Source organism: Candidatus Poriferisodalis sp., from assembly GCF_965219595.1.
Lineage (GTDB): Bacteria > Actinomycetota > Acidimicrobiia > Acidimicrobiales > Poriferisodalaceae > Poriferisodalis.
This window is the reverse complement of sequence record NZ_OZ244781.1, coordinates 1,397,525-1,420,530: the sequence shown is the minus strand read 5'-3', so window position 1 is coordinate 1,420,530 and position 23,006 is coordinate 1,397,525. Positions and strand designations below refer to the sequence as shown.

General features: G+C 67.5%; 19 protein-coding genes, 3 tRNA genes and 1 pseudogene. 6 read left to right on the top strand and 17 right to left on the bottom strand.

From position 1 onward, the window contains the following. Positions 1–47 precede the first annotated feature (47 nt). The 13 genes from rpsG to ACOQPE_RS06170 form a co-directional block, all read right to left on the bottom strand. On the bottom strand, positions 48–518 hold the full coding sequence (gene rpsG, locus ACOQPE_RS06230; protein WP_323671072.1) for a 30S ribosomal protein S7: 471 nt from the start codon (positions 516–518) through the stop codon (positions 48–50). A 1-nt stretch (position 519) separates the two neighbouring features. Beyond that, positions 520–891, bottom strand: a complete 372-nt coding sequence (gene rpsL, locus ACOQPE_RS06225; RefSeq protein WP_419837519.1) for a 30S ribosomal protein S12 — start codon at positions 889–891, stop codon at positions 520–522. Positions 892–1,061: 170 nt separating this feature from the next. After that, complete coding sequence (locus ACOQPE_RS06220) at positions 1,062–4,991, bottom strand: DNA-directed RNA polymerase subunit beta' (protein ID WP_420610986.1); 3,930 nt, start codon at positions 4,989–4,991, stop codon at positions 1,062–1,064. A 90-nt stretch (positions 4,992–5,081) separates the two neighbouring features. After that, positions 5,082–8,744 (bottom strand): DNA-directed RNA polymerase subunit beta, encoded by a 3,663-nt coding sequence (locus ACOQPE_RS06215; RefSeq protein WP_420610985.1) that lies wholly within the window; start codon positions 8,742–8,744, stop codon positions 5,082–5,084. Between the two features lie 251 nt (positions 8,745–8,995). Further along, a complete protein-coding gene (gene rplL, locus ACOQPE_RS06210) occupies positions 8,996–9,388 on the bottom strand; it encodes a 50S ribosomal protein L7/L12 (RefSeq protein ID WP_420610984.1) in 393 nt (130 codons plus the stop codon). Beyond that, positions 9,385–10,086, bottom strand: a complete 702-nt coding sequence (rplJ, locus tag ACOQPE_RS06205) for a 50S ribosomal protein L10 (protein WP_420610983.1) — start codon at positions 10,084–10,086, stop codon at positions 9,385–9,387. The genes rplL and rplJ overlap by 4 nt, the downstream gene beginning before the upstream one ends. A gap of 293 nt (positions 10,087–10,379) precedes the next feature. After that, positions 10,380–11,066 (bottom strand): 50S ribosomal protein L1, encoded by a 687-nt coding sequence (gene rplA / locus ACOQPE_RS06200; protein WP_420610982.1) that lies wholly within the window; start codon positions 11,064–11,066, stop codon positions 10,380–10,382. 29 nt (positions 11,067–11,095) lie between these two features. Then, positions 11,096–11,551, bottom strand: a complete 456-nt coding sequence (gene rplK, locus ACOQPE_RS06195; RefSeq protein WP_420610981.1) for a 50S ribosomal protein L11 — start codon at positions 11,549–11,551, stop codon at positions 11,096–11,098. A gap of 74 nt (positions 11,552–11,625) precedes the next feature. Then, a complete protein-coding gene (gene nusG / locus ACOQPE_RS06190) occupies positions 11,626–12,396 on the bottom strand; it encodes a transcription termination/antitermination protein NusG (RefSeq protein ID WP_420610980.1) in 771 nt (256 codons plus the stop codon). 21 nt (positions 12,397–12,417) lie between these two features. Continuing rightward, a complete protein-coding gene (gene secE / locus ACOQPE_RS06185; RefSeq protein ID WP_323671081.1) occupies positions 12,418–12,720 on the bottom strand; it encodes a preprotein translocase subunit SecE in 303 nt (100 codons plus the stop codon). A gap of 101 nt (positions 12,721–12,821) precedes the next feature. Next, positions 12,822–12,895 (bottom strand) — tRNA-Trp (locus ACOQPE_RS06180). Positions 12,896–13,019: 124 nt separating this feature from the next. Next, positions 13,020–13,096, bottom strand: a tRNA-Met gene (locus ACOQPE_RS06175). A 23-nt stretch (positions 13,097–13,119) separates the two neighbouring features. After that, positions 13,120–13,192: transfer RNA gene (locus tag ACOQPE_RS06170), tRNA-Thr, on the bottom strand. A gap of 85 nt (positions 13,193–13,277) precedes the next feature. Between ACOQPE_RS06170 and ACOQPE_RS06165 the strand changes: the two genes are divergently transcribed. Continuing rightward, positions 13,278–13,790, top strand: coding sequence for a GNAT family N-acetyltransferase (locus ACOQPE_RS06165; protein WP_420610979.1), 513 nt, complete (start codon positions 13,278–13,280; stop codon positions 13,788–13,790). A 30-nt stretch (positions 13,791–13,820) separates the two neighbouring features. Here ACOQPE_RS06165 and ACOQPE_RS06160 read toward each other — a convergent pair whose 3' ends face one another. Further along, positions 13,821–14,735 (bottom strand): 1,4-dihydroxy-2-naphthoyl-CoA synthase, encoded by a 915-nt coding sequence (locus ACOQPE_RS06160; RefSeq protein ID WP_420610978.1) that lies wholly within the window; start codon positions 14,733–14,735, stop codon positions 13,821–13,823. Positions 14,736–14,865: 130 nt separating this feature from the next. Here ACOQPE_RS06160 and ACOQPE_RS06155 point away from each other — a divergent pair, with 130 nt between their 5' ends. Then, a complete protein-coding gene (locus ACOQPE_RS06155; RefSeq protein WP_420610977.1) occupies positions 14,866–15,744 on the top strand; it encodes an LLM class F420-dependent oxidoreductase in 879 nt (292 codons plus the stop codon). An 85-nt stretch (positions 15,745–15,829) separates the two neighbouring features. Continuing rightward, positions 15,830–16,207 (top strand): hypothetical protein, encoded by a 378-nt coding sequence (locus ACOQPE_RS06150; RefSeq protein ID WP_420610976.1) that lies wholly within the window; start codon positions 15,830–15,832, stop codon positions 16,205–16,207. Positions 16,208–16,345: 138 nt separating this feature from the next. On the opposite strand, the gene ACOQPE_RS06145 is transcribed toward ACOQPE_RS06150, so the two are convergent. From ACOQPE_RS06145 to glnT, 3 genes are read right to left on the bottom strand one after another with little or no spacing between them, the layout of a single operon-like run. Continuing rightward, on the bottom strand, positions 16,346–17,614 hold the full coding sequence (locus ACOQPE_RS06145; RefSeq protein ID WP_420610975.1) for a rhodanese-like domain-containing protein: 1,269 nt from the start codon (positions 17,612–17,614) through the stop codon (positions 16,346–16,348). 6 nt (positions 17,615–17,620) lie between these two features. Next, positions 17,621–18,253, bottom strand: a complete 633-nt coding sequence (locus tag ACOQPE_RS06140; RefSeq protein WP_420610974.1) for a cysteine dioxygenase — start codon at positions 18,251–18,253, stop codon at positions 17,621–17,623. A 12-nt stretch (positions 18,254–18,265) separates the two neighbouring features. Next, on the bottom strand, positions 18,266–19,645 hold the full coding sequence (gene glnT / locus ACOQPE_RS06135; RefSeq protein WP_420610973.1) for a type III glutamate--ammonia ligase: 1,380 nt from the start codon (positions 19,643–19,645) through the stop codon (positions 18,266–18,268). Between the two features lie 185 nt (positions 19,646–19,830). Between glnT and ACOQPE_RS06130 the strand changes: the two genes are divergently transcribed. From ACOQPE_RS06130 to ACOQPE_RS06120, 3 genes and pseudogenes are all read left to right on the top strand, one after another. Continuing rightward, on the top strand, positions 19,831–20,730 hold the full coding sequence (locus tag ACOQPE_RS06130; RefSeq protein WP_420610972.1) for a hypothetical protein: 900 nt from the start codon (positions 19,831–19,833) through the stop codon (positions 20,728–20,730). Between the two features lie 33 nt (positions 20,731–20,763). Continuing rightward, a pseudogene (locus ACOQPE_RS06125) lies at positions 20,764–21,447 on the top strand (protein glxC); the annotation flags it as partial. 140 nt (positions 21,448–21,587) lie between these two features. Next, positions 21,588–22,967, top strand: a complete 1,380-nt coding sequence (locus ACOQPE_RS06120) for an FMN-binding glutamate synthase family protein (RefSeq protein WP_420610971.1) — start codon at positions 21,588–21,590, stop codon at positions 22,965–22,967. Positions 22,968–23,006 lie beyond the last annotated feature (39 nt).

Below are 23,006 nucleotides of genomic sequence, written 5' to 3'. Positions count from 1 at the left end.
CCAGACATCTCGATCAGATCGCCAGCGAACTGCTCACCAGCGGGCTGTTACCAGCGGTAGTGGGCGAAGGCCTTGTTGGCCTCTGCCATGCGGTGCGTGTCTTCACGCCGCTTGGCAGCCGAGCCGGTGCCGTTGGACGCATCCATCAGCTCGTTCGCGAGTCGTTCCGACATGGTGCGCTCGCGGCGCTCGCGGGCGAAGCCCACGATCCAGCGAATTGCCAGCGCGGTGGCGCGGCGAGGGCGCACCTCGACGGGCACCTGATACGTGGCACCGCCGACGCGACGGCTCTTCACTTCGACTTGCGGACGGGTGTTGTCCACCGCCCGCTTCAGAATCTCGAGCGGCTCGCCGCCTGTCCGCTCGCCGACGAGATCCATCGCTTGGTACACGATGCTCTCGGCCAGCGAGCGCTTGCCGCGCCGCAGCACCTTGTTGATGAACTGGGTGACCAGCGCGGAGTCGTAGACGGGGTCGGGAGCGATGTCGCGGCGGGGCGCTGCACCTCGGCGGGGCACGTCAGGACTCCCGCTTGGCGCCGTAGCGCGAGCGTGCCTGCTGGCGGGCATTCACACCCGAAGCATCCAGCGCACCGCGGATGATCTTGTAGCGGACGCCGGGCAGATCCTTCACCCGGCCGCCGCGCACCAGCACGATGCTGTGCTCCTGCAGGTTGTGGCCCTCGCCCGGGATGTAGGCGGTCACCTCGACACCGCTGGTGAGGCGCACACGGGCAACCTTGCGCAGGGCCGAGTTCGGCTTCTTCGGCGTGTGGGTGTACACGCGCGTGCAGACCCCGCGCCGCTGGGGCGAGCCCTTCAACGCAGGCGTACGCACCTTCGTCGGCTTGGACTTTCGGCCCTTGCGGACCAGCTGCTGGATCGTGGGCACCAGAACCTCAGTGAGTTGGGAGACCCCTGCGAGCCGGGGCTGTCAGCGGGACAGATTGCTAGCGGACAGGTCGACAGGCAGGAGTCGGGTAGATCTGCGCAATGCCCCACCCGGCAGCGCGCCGAAACCGGCCTTGAAGGCTAGGCAGCGCGCCCCAGCACGACAACCGCTCAGCCGGCGTCGGTGAACGAGGCGACGCTCTCGTCGAGACTTGCCTCGTCGGCATCGGGATCGCCGCCGATCGAAGCCAGCCATGCAGCCGGGTCCTGAGCGTCCTCGGACGACCAGAACTCCATCGGCTCGTATTCGGGGGCAATCGTGTCGATATTGCGGTACACGTCCTGACCGGTGCCGGCCGGAATCAGCTTGCCGATGATGATGTTCTCCTTCAGGCCCTTCAAGCTGTCGCGACGCGACTCGATGGCCGCCTCGGTCAGCACGCGGGTCGTTTCCTGGAAGGAGGCAGCCGAGAGCCACGACTCGGTCGCGAGCGACGCCTTCGTGATGCCCATGATGATCGGGCGGCCCTCGGCGGGGCGCCGGCTCTGGGCTACCAGCTCGCGGTTGGCTTCACGGTAGTTCCGCTGGTCGACCTGTTCACCGGGCAGGAATGGCGAATCGCCCTGCTCGCCGACAAGCACCCGGCGGGTCATCTGGCGGATGATCAGCTCGATGTGCTTGTCATGGATCGACACGCCCTGCTCGCGGTACACCTTCTGCACCTCCGAGACGAGGTACTGCTGGGTCTCGCGCACGCCGCGGATCTCGATGAGCTCCTTGGGGTCGCGCGGACCGTCCACGAGCGGATCGCCGGCGCGGATGTCCTGCCCGTCGGTTACTGCGAGCCGCGACATGGACGGCACCGTGTAGGTGTCCTCGGAGCCGTCATCGCCGATGACGTCGATCTGGCGTCCCCGACCGTCGTCCTCGCCGATGCGCACCACACCTGAGCGGCGGGCCAGCACGGCCTTGCCGCGCGGGGTGCGAGCTTCGAACAGCTCGACCACCCGGGGCAGACCGCCGGCGATGTTCTCGCCGCCGATGACACCGCCCGTGTGGAACGTCCTCATGGTCAGCTGCGTGCCCGGCTCGCCGATGGACTGGGCAGCGATCACGCCGACGGCCTCGCCCACCTCGATGAGCTTGCCGGTCGCCAGCGATCCGCCGTAGGCCATCGCCGACACGCCGAATTCGGAGTCGTCGGTGAGCGGGGACAGCACACGGACCCGCGTGACGTCAGGATCGTCGCGCAGCGCGATCAGCTCGTCCTCGCCGACCAGCCGACCGGCCTCGAGCACAGTGCCGTCGCTGAGCGTCACCTCCGCCGCGAGGCAGCGGCTGAACAGCCTCGTGTCGAGATGGGTGCGCTTGTCCGGTCCGTCCGGGACGACGTCGTCGATCCACAGCCCGTTCACCGGACCGGGCCGGTCGAAGGGATTCTCGCTGTTGATGATGAGCTCCTGGGCGACATCGACGAGCCGGCGGGTCAGGTAGCCCGAGTCGGCCGTGCGCAGCGCCGTGTCGACCAGGCCCTTGCGTGCGCCTGGCGTGGAGATGAAGTACTCCAGCGTGGCCAAGCCCTCCCGGTACGACGACTTGATGGGGCGCGGGATGATGTCGCCGCGAGGGTTGGCGACCAGCCCGCGGATGGCGGCAATCTGGCGCACCTGCATCATGTTCCCGCGTGCGCCGGAGCCGACCATCATGCCGATCGGGTTGAACGTGGTGCGAGACATCTCGCCTTCAAGCGAGCGACGCACCTCGTCGGTGGCATCGGTCCAGATCTCCACTTCCTTCTGACGGCGCTCGCCATCGGTGATGATGCCGCGCCGGAACTGGGTCTCGACACGCTCCGCCTCGCCCTCGTGGCGCTCGAGGATCTCGGCCTTGTCGGGCGGGGTGCTCACATCGTCGACCGAGATCGTCAAGCCCGAGCGGCTGGCGTACTCGTAGCAGAGGTCCTTGATGTGGTCGAGGCTGACGGCAATCTCGCTCGTGGAGTAGTTGTCGGACAGGGCGCGCACGATGCGGCCCATGTCGCCCTTGCGCACGGGCCGGTTCACGTACTCGAAGTCGTCCGGGAGCGTGGCGTTGAACAACGCACGGCCTGGCGTCGTGGGCGTGTAGCTGCCGTTTCCGTCGCTGAGCTGCGCAATGCGCCACTCGATGGGCTGGTGCAGCTTGAGGTGGCCGAGGTCGAGCGCCTGCTCGATCTGGTGCAGGTGGCGGAAGACCGGCACCTCGGCGCCGTCATCGCTGTCGAGGCCGGTCGCCTCGGTCAGGTAGTAGCTGCCGATGAGCATGTCCAGGTTGGGCACGGTCATCGGCCGGCCGTCGGCGGGGCTCAGGAGGTTGTTGGCCGACAGCATCAGCACCCGTGCCTCTGCCTGCGCCTCCGAGGACAGCGGCAGGTGCACGGCCATCTGGTCGCCGTCGAAGTCGGCATTGAACGCGGCGCACACCAGCGGATGGATCTGGATCGCCTTGCCTTCCACCAGCAGCGGCTCGAAGGCCTGGATGCCCAGCCGGTGCAGCGTGGGCGCCCGGTTCAGCAGCACCGGGTGCTCCTTGATGACGTCCTCGAGCACGTCCCAGACATCGGCGCGGCGCCGTTCGACCATCCGCTTGGCCGACTTGATGTTCTGCGCGATCTCCGAGTCGACCAGCCGCTTCATGACGAACGGCTTGAACAGCTCGAGCGCCATCAGCTTGGGCAGCCCGCACTGGTGCAGGCGCAGCGTGGGCCCCGCGACGATGACCGAGCGGCCCGAGTAGTCGACGCGCTTGCCGAGCAGGTTCTGGCGGAAGCGACCCTGCTTGCCCTTGAGCATGTCCGACAGCGACTTCAGCGCCCTGTTGCCGGGGCCTGTCACAGGACGGCCCCTTCGGCCGTTGTCGAACAGCGCATCCACCGCTTCCTGCAGCATGCGCTTCTCGTTGTTGACGATGATCTCGGGTGCCCGCAGGTCGAGCAGGCGCTTCAGCCGGTTGTTGCGGTTGATGACACGTCGGTAGAGATCATTCAGGTCAGACGTCGCGAAGCGGCCGCCGTCGAGCTGCACCATCGGGCGCAAGTCGGGCGGGATGCACGGCACGGCGTCGAGAATCATCGCCCGTGGGTCGTTGATGCGGCGCCCGTGCTCGTCTCGCCGGTTGAACGCGCTCATGATCTTGAGGCGCTTGATCGCCTTCTGCTTGCGCTGGGCCGACAGTGGCCGGCGCCCGTCGGCAGCTTCGATGGCGGCCCGAAGCTCGGCTTCTTCGACGTCGAAGTCCATGTTGTCCATGAGCCGCGCGATGGCCTCGGCGCCCATGCCGCCCTCGAAGTACTGGCCGTAGCGATCCTCGAGCTCGCGCCAGAGATCCTCGTCGTCGACGATCATCCGCTCGTGCAGGTCGCGCAGTGCCGCGAAGGCGCGCTCCACGAGGTCCTTCTCCTCGTTGGCCTCCTCGTCAATGGCCTCGAGGTCGCGCTCGGATTCGCGCTGCGCTGACCGCAGTTCACGCTCCTTGGCATCCTCGGCCTCGAGTTGCTTCAGCTCGTTCTCGAGCTCGGCGAGCCGCTCTGCCCGGCGCTCGGCGAGCTCCTCGTCGATGACACCGAGCTCCTCGGCCTTCTCGGCTTCGAGCTGAGGCAGGTCGGCGTGCAGCTTCTCGCTGTCGACCTTGGTGACCAGGTTCGCAGCGAAGTAGATGACGCGTTCCAGCGCCTTGGCCTTGAGCTCCTGGCGGGGGTCGAGGCCTGTCAAGAAGTACGCCAGCCATGAGCGGGTGCCCCGCAGGTACCAGATGTGCACCACCGGGGCCGCCAGCTCGATGTGGCCCATGCGCTCACGGCGCACCTTGGAACGGGTCACTTCCACGCCGCAGCGCTCGCAGATGATGCCCTTGAACCGGACGCGCTTGTACTTGCCGCAGCCGCACTCCCAGTCCTTGGTGGGACCGAAGATCTTCTCGCAGAACAAGCCGTCCTTCTCGGGCTTGAGCGTGCGGTAGTTGATGGTCTCCGGCTTGCGGACCTCGCCGTTGGACCATGTGCGGATGGCGTCAGCGGTCGCCAAGCCGATCCGGATGTCAGAGAAGTCGTTGACGTCGATCATGCGTTATGTCCGGCCCTGTGTCTGTATCGGTGGTGCGAGTTCTTGATGTTTCGGTTGCGCTGTATCGGCTGTGCGGTGTCGCTGCGCTGATCACATGCGCTGCTGGCGACGCAGCTCGTCTTCTTCGTCGGTGCCGCGCTCTGGCCGGCTGATGTCGATGCCCAGCGATTCCTCGGCACGGAAGACGTCTTCGTCGAGACCCTGGATGTCGATCTGCTGCCCGGCTGTCGACATGACCTCGACGTTGAGGCAGAGCGCCTGCATTTCCTTGATGAGCACCTTGAAGCTCTCAGGGATGCCGGGCTCGGGGATGTTCTCGCCCTTGACGATCGCCTCGTACACGCGCACCCGGCCCAGCACGTCGTCGGACTTGATGGTGAGCAGCTCCTGCAGGCAGTAGGCAGCGCCGTACGCTTCGAGCGCCCACACTTCCATCTCGCCGAAGCGCTGGCCGCCGAACTGCGCCTTGCCGCCCAGCGGCTGCTGGGTGATCATCGAGTACGGCCCCGTCGAGCGAGCGTGGATCTTGTCGTCGACCAGGTGTGCCAGCTTCAGGATGTAGCTGTAGCCGACCATGATCGGCTCGTCGTAGGCCTCGCCGGTGCGTCCGTTGAAGAGCACCGTCTTGCCCGAGCGGGTCATCAGGCGTTCGCCGGTCACCGACTCGGGCCGCAGGTTCTCGAGCGTCTGCTGGATGGTGGGATGCCGCCCGGCGGCCTCCTCCTCGTCCCAGCGCGCCCCGTCGAACACCGGCGTGGCAATGAACACCGACGGCTCGGTGGTGGGGCGGGTCTTGCGGGCAGTGTTGCTGACCGGCTCCTTGCCGATCATCTCGTCCTTGCCGCCCCCGTCGGTGGCCTTCCAGCCCCAGCGCGCTGCGTAGCCCAAGTGGGCTTCGAGCACCTGGCCGACGTTCATGCGACTCGGCACCCCCAGCGGGCTCAGGATGATGTCGACCGGTGTGCCGTCTGCCAGGTACGGCATGTCCTCGGTGGGGAGGATCTTCGAGATCACGCCCTTGTTGCCGTGACGCCCGGCGAGCTTGTCGCCCACGCTGATCTTGCGCTTCTGGGCCACGTACACGCGCACGAGCTGGTTCACGCCAGGCGGCAGCTCGTCGTCGGCGTCGCGGCTGAACACCCGGATGTCGGTGACCACGCCGTTCTCGCCGTGGGGCACCTTGAGCGAGGTGTCGCGCACCTCGCGGGCCTTCTCGCCGAAGATGGCACGCAGCAGCCGTTCCTCGGGCGTGAGCTCGGTCTCGCCCTTGGGAGTGACCTTGCCCACCAGCACCGCGCCCGGCTCGACTTCGGCGCCGATGCGCACGATGCCCTGCTCGTCGAGGTCGGCGAGGATGTCGTCGGCCAGATTGGGGATGTCCCGGGTGATCTCCTCGGGACCCAGCTTGGTGTCGCGGGCGTCGATCTCGTACTCGTGAATGTGGATCGACGTGAGCACGTCGTCCTTCACCAGACGCTCCGACAGGATGATGGCGTCCTCGTAGTTGTAGCCCTCCCAGGCCATGTAGGCCACCAGGAGGTTCTTGCCCAGCGCCAGCTCGCCGTGATCGGTGGACGGCCCGTCCGCGATCACGGCCTGAGGCTCCACGCGATCACCGACGCGAACGAGCGCCCGCTGGTTGATGCAGGTGTCCTGGTTGGAGCGCCGGAACTTGAGCAGCGGGAATTCGTGCCGCTTGCCGTCATCTCCATCGATGACGATGCAGTCGCCGGCAACTTCGGTGACTTCGCCACCGATGCCCTGACGGTCGCCCATGTCGTCTTCGACTTCGGCAAGCACCATCTCGGCGGCATCGGCCATGGCGAGGCCCTCGATGCCGGTGCCGATGTAGGGGGCCTCGGCCCGCAGCAGCGGCACCGCCTGCCGCTGCATGTTGGCGCCCATGAGCGCCCGGTTGGCATCGTCGTGCTCGAGGAACGGGATCAGCGCTGTGGCCACCGACACGATCTGCTTCGGCGAGACGTCCATGAGCTGGACTTCCGATGCCGGTACGTAGCTGATCTCGGTGGTCGCGGCGAAGTAGGTGTCGCGCTCCATCTGCAGCCGCAGATCTTCCAGGCTGGCGCCCTGGGGGCTCTTGCGCACGAGCACGCGGGGGTTGCGGAATGATCCGTCGGGGTTGAGCGGCGCGTTGGCCTGCGCGACCACGAACTCCTCTTCCTCGTCGGCTGTCAGGTAGCGCACCTCGCTGGTGGCCTTGCCGTCTTTGATGACCCGGTAGGGCGACTCGATGAAGCCGAACTCGTTGACGCGGGCGAACGTGGCCAGCGCCCCGATCAGCCCGATGTTCGGACCCTCCGGCGTCTCGATGGGGCACATGCGGCCGTAGTGGCTGAAGTGGACGTCACGCACCTCGAAGCCGGCTCGTTCGCGCGACAGGCCGCCAGGGCCGAGAGCGGACAGGCGGCGGCGGTGTGTGAGGCCTGAAAGCGGGTTCACCTGATCCATGAACTGGCTGAGCTGGCTGGTGCCGAAGAACTCCTTGGTGGCCGCAACGACCGGGCGGATGTTGATCAGCGTCTGCGGCGTGATGGCCTCGACGTCCTGGGTGGTCATGCGCTCGCGCACGACACGCTCCATGCGGCTGAGTCCGATGCGCACCTGGTTCTGGATCAGCTCGCCGACGGAGCGAATGCGGCGGTTGGCGAAGTGATCCTGATCGTCCAGGCGGTAGCCGGGCTCGGCATTGGCCAGGTGCAGCAGGTAGCTCGCCGTGGCGAGGACCTCGCTGCGGGTGAGCACCGTGGAATCGGGATCGGGACGGATCAGCTCGGGGTGCTCGAGCGCGTCGGGGTGATCGGCGCCGACGAAGTCGAGGCCGAACAGCTCGGATACGCGGTCGAGCTCGGGCCCGAGCTTGCGGTTCAGCTTGTAGCGGCCGACCTTGGACAGCGAGTACCGGCGCTCGTCGAAGAACGCATTCTGGAAGTAGTTGGATGCGGCATCCGGGGTGGCCACCTCACCGGGGCGCACCCGCTTGTACAGCTCAAGGAGCGAGTCCTGCTGGTTGGGCGCAACGTCTCGGTCCTTTTCCCACTGGGGCTCCAGGAAGTCGAAGTGCTCCACGAACCGTTCGAGCAGGCCGGGATGGCGGTCTTCGCCATAGCCCAGCGCACGCAGCAGCGAGAAGATGCTGAGGCGGCGCTTGCGGGCCACGCGACTACCGGCGGTGGGGTCCTTGCCCGGCTTGTGTTCGACGTCGAACTCGATCCACTCGCCGCGGTAGGGGTGAATGGTCGCCGTCACCAGCTGGTGCTTCGACATGTTGCGCAGCCGGTAGCGCTCGCCGGGCTGGAAGATGACGCCGGGCGAACGCACGAGCTGGCTCACCACCACCCGCTCGGTGCCGTTGATGATGAACGTGCCCTTGGGGGTCATCATCGGGAAGTCGCCCATGAACACGGTCTGGGCCTTGACCTCGCCGGTGTGGGCGTTCTTGAACTCAGCGCGCACGAAGATCGGCGCCGAGTAGGTCATGTCGCGTTCCTTGCACTCCTCCACGGAGAACTTGGGCGGCGGTCGCAGGTCCTCGTCGTAGGGGTCGAACGAGAAGACGAGCTGGAGATGCCCGCCGAAGTCGCTGATGGGGCTGATGTCTGAGAAGGTCTCAGCGAGCCCGACATCGAGGAATCGTTGGAAGGAATCCTTCTGGATCGACACGAGGTCCGGGAGTTCCAGGACTTCGTCGAGGTTGCCGAACGAATAGCGTTCGCGGCCGACACGAGACGACAACGGACTCTCCTAGTGGTTCAGTTGTTCGGGATGGGTCACAGGCGACTGCCCGCGGCAGGCGGCGGGGGGCTGGAAGCGCGCGCAGTCGCAGGCGTCCGCAGCAAACAGGGAGCCCACCGCTGGGCTTCGATGCTGGGGACTAGTGGGTGCGCGAATGGGGAGGCCACCTGTGCCACGGCCTTGGCAACGCTATCCAGCAACGCTGGGCGCCACAACCGCGACACGCGGCGTGCAGTGAGAAATGCGCGCGGCTAGGACAGCTCGACGGTGGCGCCGACTGCCTCGAGGGCTTCCTTGGCCTTGTCGGCGTCGACCTTCGGCACGCCTTCGAGCACGGCCTTGGGCGCGGCCTCCACGAGATCCTTGGCCTCCTTGAGACCCAGGCTGGTGAGCGAGCGCACCTCCTTGATGACCTGCACCTTCTTGTCGCCGATCGCGGTCAGCGTGACGGTGACCTCATCGGCAGCCTCCTCGGCGGCCTCGCCGTCGGTGTCACCGCCCGCAGCAGCGGCAGCCACCATCATCGGGGCAGCGGCAGCAGCGGTGACGTCGAAGCGCTCTTCGAATGCCTTCTTCAGCTCGACCAACTCGAGCACCGTCATATTGCCGATGGCGTCGAGGATCTCTTCGGTGGACGTGCTCATTGGTTGTTCTCCGTATTTGTTGGATCGTCTGATGTATCGCTGTTCGGGTCGTCTGCTTCGGCGTTTTCAGCCTCAGGAGTGGAATCTGCCGCGGCCGCGCTGGCATCGAGTCGGTCCGTTTGAGCCGCGGTCTCGCCGGCAGGCGCCGGACTGTCTGGCGTCTTGTCGGCCAGAGCTTGCAGCAAGCCCGACACCTCACCGATCAAGTTGTTCATCATCGAGGCCAGCGCAGTGAGCGGCGCTGCGAACGCTCCCAGCATCTGCGCCATCAGCTCGTCGCGCGACGGCAGGTCGGCGAGCTCGCGCACCTGGGCGTCGCTGAGCAACGTGCCCGCCAGCACACCGCCCTTGATGACCAGCGCGTCGTGCTCCGCTGCAAACGTGCGCAGGGCCTGAGCGGCCGCCGACGGATCCTTGCCGCAGAAGGCGAGAGCAGTCGGACCCAAGAGCAGGTCGAGCGTTCCGGCCGGTGCATCAGCCGATAGCGCCCGCCGGACCAAGGTGTTCTTGTAGATCTTGTAACGGCAGTCGGCATCGATGAGGCGGCCGCGCAGGTCGGCCATCTCGGCCACGTCCAGGCCCCGGTACTCGGTGAACAGCACCGCATCGGCCTCGGCGAATCGCTGGCGGACCTCGTCCACCACTGCCACCTTGTCGGCCCGCGGCGCGCGCCCCGCAGCCGTCGTTGCTGTCGCCACTGTGGGGACCTCCTGTGCTGCGCTATGTGCGGTGATCGGGCGGTTGGATCGCTCCCGGTCCCGGAACGGGCACCGGTCCGCAGACCAGACAGAACCGCCCCCCGACGCACACGCGCACAGGAAGACCGTCCGCCTCATCAGGCTCGACCCGTGCGGCTCACCCGAGGCGGGCGAGCCCCTGAACATGGTTCAGACGGGGCCGATTTCAGGCCGGAGCCACCGGAGTTCTACGGCGAGCAAGTTGTAGAGTGCCGAACGCTACCGGCCGCGCCCGGCGATTCAACTACAGGGGGCTAGTTGTACGTAGTGGGGTCGATGCGGACGCCTGGGCCCATGGTCGATGACACCACCATCTTGCGGACGTAACGACCCTTGGCACCAGCCGGCTTCGCCCGTGCCAGCTCGTCCATGACCGCTGCCAGATTGGCATTCAGGTCCTCAGCGGTGAAGCTCACCTTGCCGATCGCCAGATGCACGTTGCCGTACCGGTCGGTGCGGTACTCCACCTTGCCGCCCTTGAACTCGCCCACGGCCTTGCCTACATCGGGCGTCACCGTGCCGGATTTGGGGTTCGGCATGAGGCCACGAGGGCCGAGCACCTTGCCCAGACGGCCCACCACGCCCATCATGTCCGGCGTCGCGATCGCCACGTCGAAATCGGTGAATCCGGCCTCGACGCGCTCGGCCAGATCGGCGCCGCCCACGACATCGGCCCCCGCTTCGGAGGCTTCGCCCGCAGCGTCACCCTGCGCGAAAACCGCGACGCGCACATCACCGCCGGTGCCCGACGGCAGTGCGACGGTGCCACGCACCATCTGGTCGGCCTTACGTGGGTCTACGCCGAGCCGCACCGACAGATCGACCGATTCGTCGAACTTGGCCGGTGCCAGCGTCCGCACCATGTCGATGGCCTGGGCGGGTTCGTGCATCATCTGCCGGTCGTACCGTCGGGTCGCCTCGGCGTACTTCTTCCCTGACATCTGTGGGTTCTCCTCTGTCGCGCCGCGAGTCAGCCGGCGACTTCGATGCCCATCGAGCGCGCGGTGCCGATCACCTGCAGCTTGGCGTTCTCAAGATCGCGTGCGTTGAGATCGGGCATCTTCGTCGCGGCGATCTCGGCCACCTGGGCCGCGGTGACATGCGCCACGGTCTCGCGGCCGGGATTGTTGGCCGCCTTCTCCAGCCCCGCCGCCTGGCGCAGCAGCACCGACGTCGGCGGCGTCTTCGTGATGAACGTGAACGACCGGTCTTCGAAGATCGTGATCTCTGCGGGCACGATCGTGCCGCGCTGGCTCTCGGTCTTGGCGTTGTACTCCTTGCAGAAGTCCATGATCGCCACGCCGTGCGGGCCGAGCGCAGTGCCCACCGGGGGCGCGGGCGACGCCTGCCCGGCAGGGATCTGAATCTTCACCACCGCGCTCACCCGCTTGCGGCCCGCTGCGGGTCGTGCCGGGTTGTCTGCCATGAGGTGCTCCTCGGGTCTGTGCTGCTTGGCCCTCGCAGGGGCTCGGGTCTGTGCTGCTTGGCCCTCGCAGGGGCTCAGATCTTTGCGACTTGGACGAAGTCGAGCTCGACGGGGGTCTCACGGCCGAAGATGTTCACCAGCACCTTCACCTTCAGCTGCTCCTCGTTGATCTCGATGACCTGACCTTGGAAGTCGGAGAACGGGCCCTCCTTGATGCGCACACCCTCGTCGATCTCGAAGATCATCGACGGCTTGGTGCGGCGCGGCATCTCCGGGCCGTCATCGGGTTCAGCCAGGAATGCCTCCACCTCCCTGCGACGCAGGGGCGACGGCTTGCCGCCCGGACCCGCATAGCCAGTCACTCCCGGCGTGCTGCGGATCATGTGGTGGGCCTCGTCGCTGGGACGGCAGCGGATCAGCAGGTAGCCCGGGAAGACCTTCTTCTTGGCGACGACTTTGCGGCCACCCTTGAACTCGATCACGTCCTCCATCGGGATGGCGACTTCGAGAATCCGGTCCTCCATGTCGAATGTGCCGATCCGGGCTTCGAGGTTCTGCTTCACCTTCTTCTCGTAGCCCGACTGCGTGTGCACGACGAACCAGCGACCCGGCCGGTCGTAGGGCGAGACCCGCGCGATCTCCGGCTCGTCGACGGCCAGCAGTTCGTCCTCGGTGAGCACGTCGACGGCGCCGGTCTCATCGGCAGCACCTGCCGTGTCAGTCGCCTCGGCTGTCCCGGCGCCCGGACCCATCAGGGTGGTGGCCGTCTGGGAACTCAGCAACCGGCGTGCGGTCGCCATCGGGTCGGTTTCGGGCTCTGCGGGAGTGTCGGTCAGATCGCTCATGTTCGTCAGCTCAGATGCTTGTCAGTTCACGTCGAAGAGGCGGAGGACGCCTTCACCCAGAATCCAATCGAATCCGGCGATCATCGCCGTCAGGATCACGATGGTGATGAATACGACTACCGAGTAGTTGACGATCTCGGCGCGGGTCGGCCAGATCACCTTCTTCAGCTCGGAACGGACCTCGCCCACGAACTGCGCCGGTCCAGCTCGCTCGGTGGTCGGTGATGCCGGAGCTGCCTGGCGCCGCTCGCGCCTTCCCGCGGGCGCGCCGTCAGCCCCCATCTCGCCCTGACGCTGCAGGTGACGGCGTGTGCGTCGGTTCATGGCCATCGGAAGTGTCTCCGGCCTCGATTTCTCAGGAACTTGTTGTCGGGGGTTCGGGCACGGTCAGTCCGCCGGGCTGGCGGTCCAAGCCGGCGGAATCGCAGGGCAGGAGGGACTCGAACCCGCAACCGCCGGTTTTGGAGACCGGTGCTCTACCAAATTGAGCTACTGCCCTCAGCGTCGGCGCATCGCGTGCGATACGCGGGTGACACTCAGTGCGGGCCTTCTTGGCGAATGTCCGCCGCAACAGGCTACCGGCAGCGATCTGGGTCGCGTCCAGGGGCGCCTGGAGCGGAGTCTGGTAGCGGGACTGGGACTCGAACCCAGGACCTCACGATTATGAGCCGTGCGCTCTGACCAACTGAGCTATCCCGCCTTGCGGGCCGCAGGGTAGCGGCGAGCCCCGTGCCGGAATCGAACCGGCGACACCAGCCTTACCATGGCTGTGCTCTGCCTACTGAGCTAACGGGGCGACGCTCGGGCGCCATCGCCAGCGATGTGCGCCGAACATTGTGGGGTCCGGAGTGTATCTGTGGACCCCCGATAGCTTCGCTGCCATGCTGACCCGGCTGGCCACGATGGCCGATGCCGATGCGATTGCGGAGATCTACAACCGCGAGGTCACCGACGGCACTGCCACATTCGACATGGTGCCCCGCTCTCCCGCCGAGCAAGCGGCGTGGATGCGAGACCATTCAGGCGCCTACCCCTGCATAGTGGCGGTGCCAGACGACTCTGAAGCCGAGGCCAGCGGCACGGTGCTCGGCTGGGCCTGCCTGTCGCCCTACCGCACCCGGCCGGCGTACTCGACCAGCGTCGAGGATTCCATCTACGTGCACCGCGACCACCAGGGGCGCGGCGTCGGCAGCCTGCTGCTCGGCGACTTGGTGGCGCTCGCCGATGAGCACGGATTTCACGCGGTCTTCGCCCGCATCGCCGACGCCGGCGCTGCGTCGGTGGCGCTGCACGCCAAGCACGGTTTCGAACTCGTCGGTGTCGAACGGGAGGTGGGGCGCAAGTTCGGGCGCTGGCTCGACGTGACGCTCATGCAGCGCCTGCGGGTCGCCTGAATCGCTCCGGCTCGCGGCGCACTCGGCGCGTTAGAAGTGCCAGGGGAACTGCTCGTATTCGGGGTCGCGCTTTTCCAGGAATGCGTCACGGCCCTCCGCGGCCTCGTCGGTGCCGTAGGCCAGGCGGGTCGCCTCGCCGGCGAACACCTGCTGGCCCACCAGGCCGTCGTCGATGAGGTTGAACGCGAACTTGGCCATGCGCTGTGCCGTGGGTGAGCGCGACACGATCTCGGCCGCCCACTCCAGCGCCACCGACTCCAGCTCGGCGTGGGGCACCACGGCGTTGACGTCGCCCATCTCGAACCGTTCCTGCGCGGTGTAGGTGCGGCCGAGGAAGAAGATCTCGCGGGCCTTCTTCTGGCCGATCTGGCGGGCCAGGTAGGCCGAGCCGAAACCGCCGTCGAAGCTGGCCACGTTGGTGTCGGTCTGGCGGAAGCGGGCGTGCTCAGCCGAGGCGATCGTCAGGTCGCACACCACGTGCAGGCTGTGCCCGCCGCCTGCCGCCCAGCCGTTCGCCACGCAGACCACCACTTTGGGCATCATGCGGATCAGCCGCTGGCACTCGAGGATGTGCAGCCGCCCGGTGCGGGCCGGATCGATGTCGGCCGCGGTCTCACCGTCGGCGTAGCGGTAGCCGTCCTTGCCCCGGATGCGCTGGTCGCCGCCCGAGCAGAACGCCCAACCGCCGTCGGCAGGTGCGGGGCCGTTGCCGGTCAGCAGGATGCAGCCCACGTCGGGCGTCATGCGGGCGTGGTCGAGCGCCCGGTACAGCTCGTCGACGGTGTGCGGCCGGAAGGCGTTGCGCACATCGGGCCGGTCGAACGCGATGCGAACCGTGCCGTGCTCGTTGCTGCGGTGGTACGTGATGTCGGTGAAGTCGAACCCGTCGATGTCGCTCCAGCGGGACGGGTCGAAGATGTCTGAGACGTGTGACAAGAACGGCATGGGTGCTCCGAAACCGGTGGCGTGAGGGCACGGTATTGGATCAAGGCACCCCACCGGTCGCTGGGCGGCGCCGCGCGCGAGACTGCGGGCCCGGCGCCCACCGACGGGCCGGCACGGAAGGGACAGCGACATGAAGTTTGGGCTCAGGTATTGCAACACCGGCAAGTTCGCCACCGACACTGCGCTCGCCGCCGAGTTGGTGCAGGCGGGCGAGGCGGCCGGCTTCGAGTCGGCATGGACGGTGGAGCACACCGTCATCCCGTCGGGCTACCAGTCGCAGTACCCCTACAGTCCCGACGGCAAGATGGCCGGCGGCGTCGAAGACCTGCTGCTGCCTGACCCGCTCATGTGGATGGCCTACATGGCAGGCGTCACGTCCACGATCAACTTCGGCACCGGCATCCTGATCGTGCCCCAGCACAGCCCGGTGGTGTGCGCCAAGCAGATCGCCACGCTCGACCACATGTCGGGCGGCCGGGTGCTGCTGGGCATCGGCGTGGGCTGGATGCGCGAGGAGTTCGAGGCCATCGGCGTCGGCGATCACTTCGACGACCGCGGTCCTCGCACCGACGAGTATGTGGCGGCGATGCGCGAGCTGTGGTCGGCCGAGCGGCCGACGTTCCACGGTGAGTTCGTCAACTTCGACGCGGCGTACTGCCGGCCGCAGCCGGTGAACGGCTCGGTGCCGATCATCGTGGGCGGCGATTCCAAGGTTGCGGCCCGGCGAGCCGGGCGCCTCGGCGACGGCTATTTCCCGGCGCGCGGTGCGCCGTGGGATCTGATCGAACTGGCGCGCCAGACCGCCGCCGAGCACGGCCGAGATCCCGATGCGCTGGAGATCACGGTGCAGTTGCCTGCCGACCTCGACGAAATTCCCGAGCTGGCCCGCCGCGGCGTCAGCCGGATCGCCGTGCCCGTCTCACCAATGGCCGGACTGCAGACGGTCATCTCCACGCCCGACGACGCCAGCGCCTGGGCCGAAACCATCGAGCGCTTCGCCGACCTCTAGCCACTCTGGCGCAGCCCGTGCCGGTTACCGTGGCAGTGAAGAAAACCGCTGCAGCCTGCATGGCGCTTCGATCTACGGTGGTGGCATGGCAGTTATTGAGTATGCAACTCTTGAAGACCTTGAACGTTCGGTCAACGGGCTGAAGCCTGAAGTCGAACGTTACGTCGCCGACGCCGTGCGCGTTCTGCGAGGCGAGATCGCTGGCACCGTGGGTGCGGCAGAGGCACGCCTCACTCACCGGATCGACGGCGTCGAGACCAAAGTCGACCGGATCGAATCCAAAGTCGACGGCATCGAATCCAGAGTCGACGGCATCGAATCCAGAGTCGACGGCGTCGAGACCAAAATCGACCGGATCGAATCCAAAGTCGACGGCATCGAATCCAGAGTCGACGGCGTCGAGACCAAAATCGACCGGATCGAATCCAAGATTGACCGGCTAGTCGAAGTGCCGCCTGACTGATCGTCGCCGCGTGGGCAACCAAGCAGGCCACACCCACCCCTGCCCTGTACGCACGGCGGGACGGACCCATTCCAACAACATGAGCCGTGCGCTGGGTCCGCCCCGCTCGTATCGGCCAGCGTAGACGCGATGGGTTCGCTAGCAGAAACGGAATTCGACCAGGTCGTCGCGGGCGTACTGGTCGGGCAGAGCGACCTCCCAGACCAAGTAGGCCTCCATCGCGGCGCGTGCCACCTCAGCGTCGGTCGGGTCGTAGGGCAGTGGCGGCTGGCGTGAACGGATCGCGGCTGCGGTCTCGTCGCTGGCGCTCTGGAGGAGCGCGGCATCGTCGAGCCAGGAGGATTCCAGCACGCAGGCATCCCAGCCCATCTGGATGAGCCACGAGGCCGTCATGGTGGCGCCGATGCCGTCGCCGTCGGCCAGCACGACCCGGGCTCCGCGGGTCACCAGATACTCGTCGGTGGCCTGCACGAGCTGACCCCCGGGAGCGCCAGTGGCCTCGCGCAAGTGCCCAGCGGCGAACTCTTCCGGCGTGCGCACGTCCATGAAGTAGGTGGTACGCGTGGCATCGGCCAGCCACTCGTCGAGGTGGGCACGGTCGACCGTCCGAACCCCGCAGCGCTCAGCCACCACCTGCGCGGCCGCCGTGGCATGGGCCCGACTGGCCTCGCTCGGTTCGGGGGCCAGCTCGTCGCGGCCATGCTCCAGCTCAAGGCCGGCCAGCTCCCAGCCCATCGTGCCGTCCTTCAGTGCGAAGACGGCGTTGGGCAGCCCGGCCGAGCGGAGCGACTGCGCGCCCATGATGCTGCGGGTCCGCCCGGCGCAGTTGACGACCACCGTGGTGCCGTCATCGATCAGGTCACCCACCCGCCGCACCAGCTCACCGCCCGGGCACGACCGCCCGGTCGGGATGCTCATGCGGTTGAACTCCCGGCGAGTACGCGAGTCCACCACCACCAAGTCCCGGCCGTCGGCCAGCCAGCCCGCCAGCTCGGTCGCAGTCACGTGCGGTGTGTCGAAGTGCTCCTCGACCAGTTCGCCGAACAGCTTGGAGGGCACGTTGATGCCCGAGTACAGCTCGCCGCCCGCGGCCGCCCACGCGTCAATGCCGCCGTCGAGCACGACCGTGTCGCTGTAGCCGAGCACCGTGAGCTCCAAGGCGACGGCAGCGGCCTCTCCCCCGCCGTCGTCACAGATCACCACCGACGTGCCCAGCCGTGGGATGCGCGCTGATACTTCGAGACCCACATGGCTGAGCGGCAGGCTCGCTGCGTACAGCAAGTGGCGTTGGGTGAATTCGGTGGGCTCGCGAGCATCGATCAGCGCCAGCTCGGTGCCGTCGCCGCGCAGCAGCCCTCGATGCCGCTCCATCAACTCGCGCGCCGAAATGGCCCGTACGTCGGCCATGACGGCTCAGGCAGCGGCCGTCGCCGGATGGCCTGGGCGGGCCTCGATGACGCTGCTCGTGTCGGTGAAGATCCGCCACTCGCCTTCTTCGGCGTTCCAGTAGCGGCGACCGGTCATGTTCTCCATGGCCAGCCCGTAGCAGTGGAAGTTGGCCGAGGCGCCCTCGATGTGAATCGAGTGCACGTCGTGACCGAGCATCGCGACGCCGGTGCCGCGCTCGACCACCTCCTCGCGTTCGACGTGCGGCTCGCCCTCGCCGGCGCAGCAGTCGTAGAAGCGGTTCAGCTCCTGTCCGCGCATGCCCACGATGACCGCCCAGGTGAGGTGCTCATGCGGCGGCGCGGACGTGCCGACACCCACGCTCTGGACATACAGCGCCAGCGTGCCGTCGTCGTTCTGTGCGAGCCGGTAGTTGAACGAGCCGCGCTCGCTGTCAGGAGCCGGGAAATCCTCCGCCGGAAACAGGTGCTCGTGGGTGGCGAGCTCCAGCAGCCGTTCCTTGATGCGGGCGATGCCGGCCCGGTCGATGCCGCCGTGCTCACGGCCATGCGCATCGATCTTGGCAATGTCGTCCATCGCGTCCGCGACCACTGCGGCTCGCTCCGAAGCCCTGTTCTCCGCGGCATCCGATGCACTCATGGGCTCATCCTCTCAGAACAGGGTGAGGTACTGGTCGACCTCGCCGGCGGTGACGACGCTGTGGTGCGCCAAAAACTCTGCCTTCTTGGTTTGTACGAAGTAGTCGCGATAGGGACCCTCGGCGGTGTCGCCCAGTCCAGCGGCGAGTACATCAGAGGTCGCCATTTCCTCGGCGGCGTGCAGCAGCGTGGGCGGCAGCACGGCGATCCCCTTCGCCGCCACGTCTTCGGCAGACATGGCGTGCAGGTTGTCCATGTTGGGCTCGCCCGGATCGATGCCGTTGTCGATGCCGTCGAGCCCGCAGGCCAGGTACGCGGCGAACATCAGGTACGGGTTGGCGGCCCCGTCGCCCAGGCGGATCTCGATCCGGTCGGGCTCAGGGACGCGGATCATCTGGGTGCGGTTGTTGCCGCCGTATGCCGCATAGGCCGGCGCCCAGGTGGCACCCGAGGTGGGCGCGCCGACACCCATGCGCTTGTAGGAGTTGACGATCGGGCACACCACCGCCACCAGCGAGCGGGCGTGGCGCAGCAGCCCGCCCACGAACTGGTAGGCGAGTTCGCTCAGGCCCAGGCCCTTGGTGTCTGGCCCGCCGGCCGTGCCGCCGATGAACAACGGATCGTCGGTGTCAGCGGTCCACAGGCTCAGGTGGGTGTGCAGCCCATTGCCGGTCTTGTCGGCAAACGGCTTGGGCATGAAGGTGGCGTAGCGGCCGTCGCGCTGCGCCAGCGTGTGCACCATCAGGCGGAACAGGATCAGCCGATCAGCGGTGGTCAGAGCGTCTGAGTACAGCCAGTTCTGCTCGTACTGGCCGTTGGCGTCCTCGTGGTCGTTGGCGTAGTTGCCCCACCCCATGGCGTCGAGGTTCTTCGACACCGCCTCAAGGTGCGGGAGCATCCGGGTGAGGCCCCGGGCGTCGTAGCAGGGTAGCGTCAAGTTGTCGCGCTCGTCGGCCACGGCCAGCGAGCCGTCCTCGTTACGCACCACCAGCGAGTACTCGGCCTCCACGCCGCACTTGAGCACCAGGTTGCGCTCGGCCGCTGCTTCCAGCGCCCGGCGCAGGACCACCCGCGGCGCATACGGCCACAGCTCGCCCTCGACGGTGGGATCGCACTGCATGGCGGCCACGTTCGGCTGCCACGGAAGCTGGGTGTACGAGGCGGGGTCGGGCAGGGCCAGGATGTCGGGACTGGAGGGGTCCTGGCCCATCGGGCCGGCGGCAAATCCGGCAAAGCCGGCGCCGTCGCTCAACAAGCCCTCCAGCGCGCTGACCGGCACCAGCTTGGCGCACGGCTTTCCGTGCATCTCCACGAACATGGCGTAGATGAACTCCACGCCGTCGGCCTCGGTCTTGGCTCGGATTTCTTCGAGTGCGTCGATCGCGCTGCTCATGATTCGCCCCCCGGCGTATTCAGATCGAGGCCGTCAGATCGTCGGCCATGCCCCCGCGCGCACAGTAGTCAACGAAACCAAACAGCCCGGATGGCGTGCTCAGGCGAACGGCCGCAGAAGGCGAAGCGCTACGGTGCGGGAGGCCCGACGGACAGACGCAGGGACTGCGGGGCTGGGGGTGCGCCATGTGCGGGATTGTGGGCCTGTTCTGCAAGACCGAGACGCACCGGCACGAACTGGGACGGCTGACCGAGGTCATGCTCGCCGAGATGGGCGACCGCGGCCCCGACAGTGCCGGGTTTGCCGTGTATGACGCCGGCGTCCCAGGCCACACACGCATCACCGTGCTGGCCGAGGGGCGCGAGGTGGATTGGGGGCCGGTGGCCGCAGCCCTCGAGGGGACCTTGGGCGCAGAGGTGACCGTCGCGGCGGTGCACGACCATGCGGTGTTCTCCACCGACGGGGACGGCCGGATCGCCCGCCAGTGGATCATCGACAACGTGGCGGGCGCGACCGTGCTGGCCCAGGGCAACAAGATCGAGATGTTCAAGGCCGTGGGCTACCCGGACCTCGTCGCCGAGCGCTACGACCTGGCATCGCGCACCGGCACCCATGCGTTGGCGCACACCCGCATGGCCACCGAATCCGCGGTCACCACCAACGGCTCTCACCCGTTCTCCACCGGCTCGGACACGTGCCTGGTGCACAACGGCTCGCTGTCGAACCACAACCGGCTGCGCCGCCAGCTCGAAGACCAGGGCGAGTCGTTCCAGACCGAGAACGACTCCGAGGTCGCCGCCGGCTACCTGGCCTGGCGGATGCGCTCGGGCGACTCCATCTCGGAAGCCTTGGAAGGCGCGCTCGGCGACCTCGACGGCTTCTACACCTTCGCCATCGGCGTCGCCGACGGGTTCGCCATCCTGCGCGACCCCATCGCCTGCAAGCCAGCGGTGGTGGCCGAGACCGACGACTGGGTCGCCATGTCGTCTGAGTACCGCGCCATCGCCCGCCTGCCCGGTGCACTCGACGCCGAGGTCTGGGAACCCGAGCCGGCCCGCATCTACACCTGGAGCCTGGCCGCGTGAGGGGCCGCGCGAAGTGAGCGAGCCAGCATGAGCATGTCGGGCCGCATCTTCGACCTCGCCGAAGTGAGCGGGCGCGAACTCAATCAGGCGCTTCACGATGCCGCTGGAGGCGAGTCGTTCGAGGTGGTCAACCCGCGTGGCGCCCACGCGGTGGCCTGCGGGATCACTGCCGACATCGACGTGGTGGTACGCGGCTCGGTGGGCTACTACTGCGCCGGCATGCATCAGCAGGGCAGGGTGCGGGTGGAAGGCAATGCCAGCACCGGCCTCGCCGAGAACATCATGTCGGGCGAGGTGTACATCACCGGCAACGCCACCATGTCAGCCGGCGCCACCGGCTGCGGCGGCCTGCTGGTGGTGGGCGGCAACTCGGGTGCCCGCTGCGGCATCTCCATGAAGGGCGTCGACATCGTGGTGGGCGGCAACGTGGGCCACATGAGCGCGTTCATGGCCCAGGCGGGGAACCTGGTGGTGTGCGGCGACGCCGCGGCCGACTTGGGCGACTCGATCTACGAGGCACAGATCTTCGTGCGGGGCGATGTCGAATCGCTGGGTGCCGACTGCGTCGAGAAGGAGATGCGCCGCGAACACCTCGACACCGTGAGCAGGCTGCTCGGCGCAGCCGGCCCGATAGCCCGCGGCGTATTCGCCGAGGACTTCCGCCGGTACGGCTCGGCCCGCCGCTTCTACAACTTCACGATCGACGACGTGGACGCGCTGGCGGCCGAGGCGCGAGCCGAGCGGTGGAACGCGTCGTCTGGAGGCGTGTACGGCGCCGAGGCCGTAGCGGAAGCCCAGCGCGAGCGGCGCGCCGAACTGGCCGAGTTCCTGGACGACGAGCAGTAGGGCGGCGGCTGATGACCGACGAACCTCAGGAACCGGGCGGGCCGGCCCCCATCGCCGCAGCTCTGGATGCGGCAGACCCCGACTACTGGCACCTGCGCGAGTCGTACACGTTCGACCGCAACGTGATCGCCGAGATCCGCCGGGCCGCCAACACTGGCATCTACCGCATCCGCGGCTGGGGGGCCAAGCGCCGGATGCCCACGCTGGACGACCTGGTGTTCCTCGGCGCGTCCATGTCGCGCTACCCGCTGGAGGGGTACCGCGAAGCGTGCGGCACCGACGTTGTGATCGGCGAGGATCGCGCTCAGCGACCGGTGCGCCTGCAGATCCCGGTCACTATCGCCGGCATGAGCTTCGGCTCGCTGTCGGCACAGGCCAAGGAAGCGCTCGGCCGGGGGGCGTCGGCCGCAGGAACCTCGACCACCACCGGCGACGGCGGCATGACGATGGAGGAACGCGAGCACTCGTCGGTGCTCGTGTACCAGTACCTGCCGTCGCGCTACGGCATGAACCCCGACCACCTGCGCATGGCCGACGCCATCGAGGTGGTCGTAGGCCAGGGCGCCAAGCCCGGCGGCGGCGGGATGCTGCTGGGCCAGAAGATCACCGAGCGGGTGGCCGAGATGCGCACGCTGCCCACCGGGATCGACCAGCGCTCGGCCTGCCGCCACCCGGACTGGACCGGGCCCGACGACCTCGAGATCAAGATCGGCGAACTGCGCGAGATCACCGACTGGCAGGTGCCGATCTGCGTGAAAGTGGGCGCGGCGCGGCCCTACTACGACACTGCGCTGGCGGTGAAGGCCGGCGCCGATGCCGTGGTGGTGGACGGCATGCAGGGCGGCACGGCCGCCACCCAGGACGTGTTCATCGAACACGTCGGCATCCCGACGATTGCGGCGATCCCCGAGGCGGTGCGGGCGCTGCGCGAGCTCGGAGTCCACCGCCGTGAGGTGAAGCTGATTGCCGCTGGCGGTTTCCGATCGGGCGCCGATGTGGCCAAGGCGCTGGCGCTCGGTGCCGACGCCGCGTCGATCGGCACCGCCGCGCTGATCGCCATCGGCGACAACGACCCCGCTTACGAGGCCGAGTACCGCGAGCTGGGCACCTCGGCCGGCTATTGGGAGGACTTCCAAGCCGGCACCGATCCTGCTGGCATCACCACGCAGGACCCGGAGTTGTCGGCCCGGCTCGATCCGGTACTGGCGGGGCGACGTTTGGCCAACTACCTGCAGGTGCTCACCATCGAGACCCAGATCCTGGCCCGCGCCAACGGCAAGTCGCACGTGCTGAACCTCGAACCCGAAGACCTGGCCGCACTCACGGTCGAGGCCGCGGCCATGGCCAATGTGCCGCTGGCCGGCACCAACTGGGTGCCCGGCGCCGACTGACCAAATTCATTGGTTCGAGCTTCGGCCGTATCAGTAGGT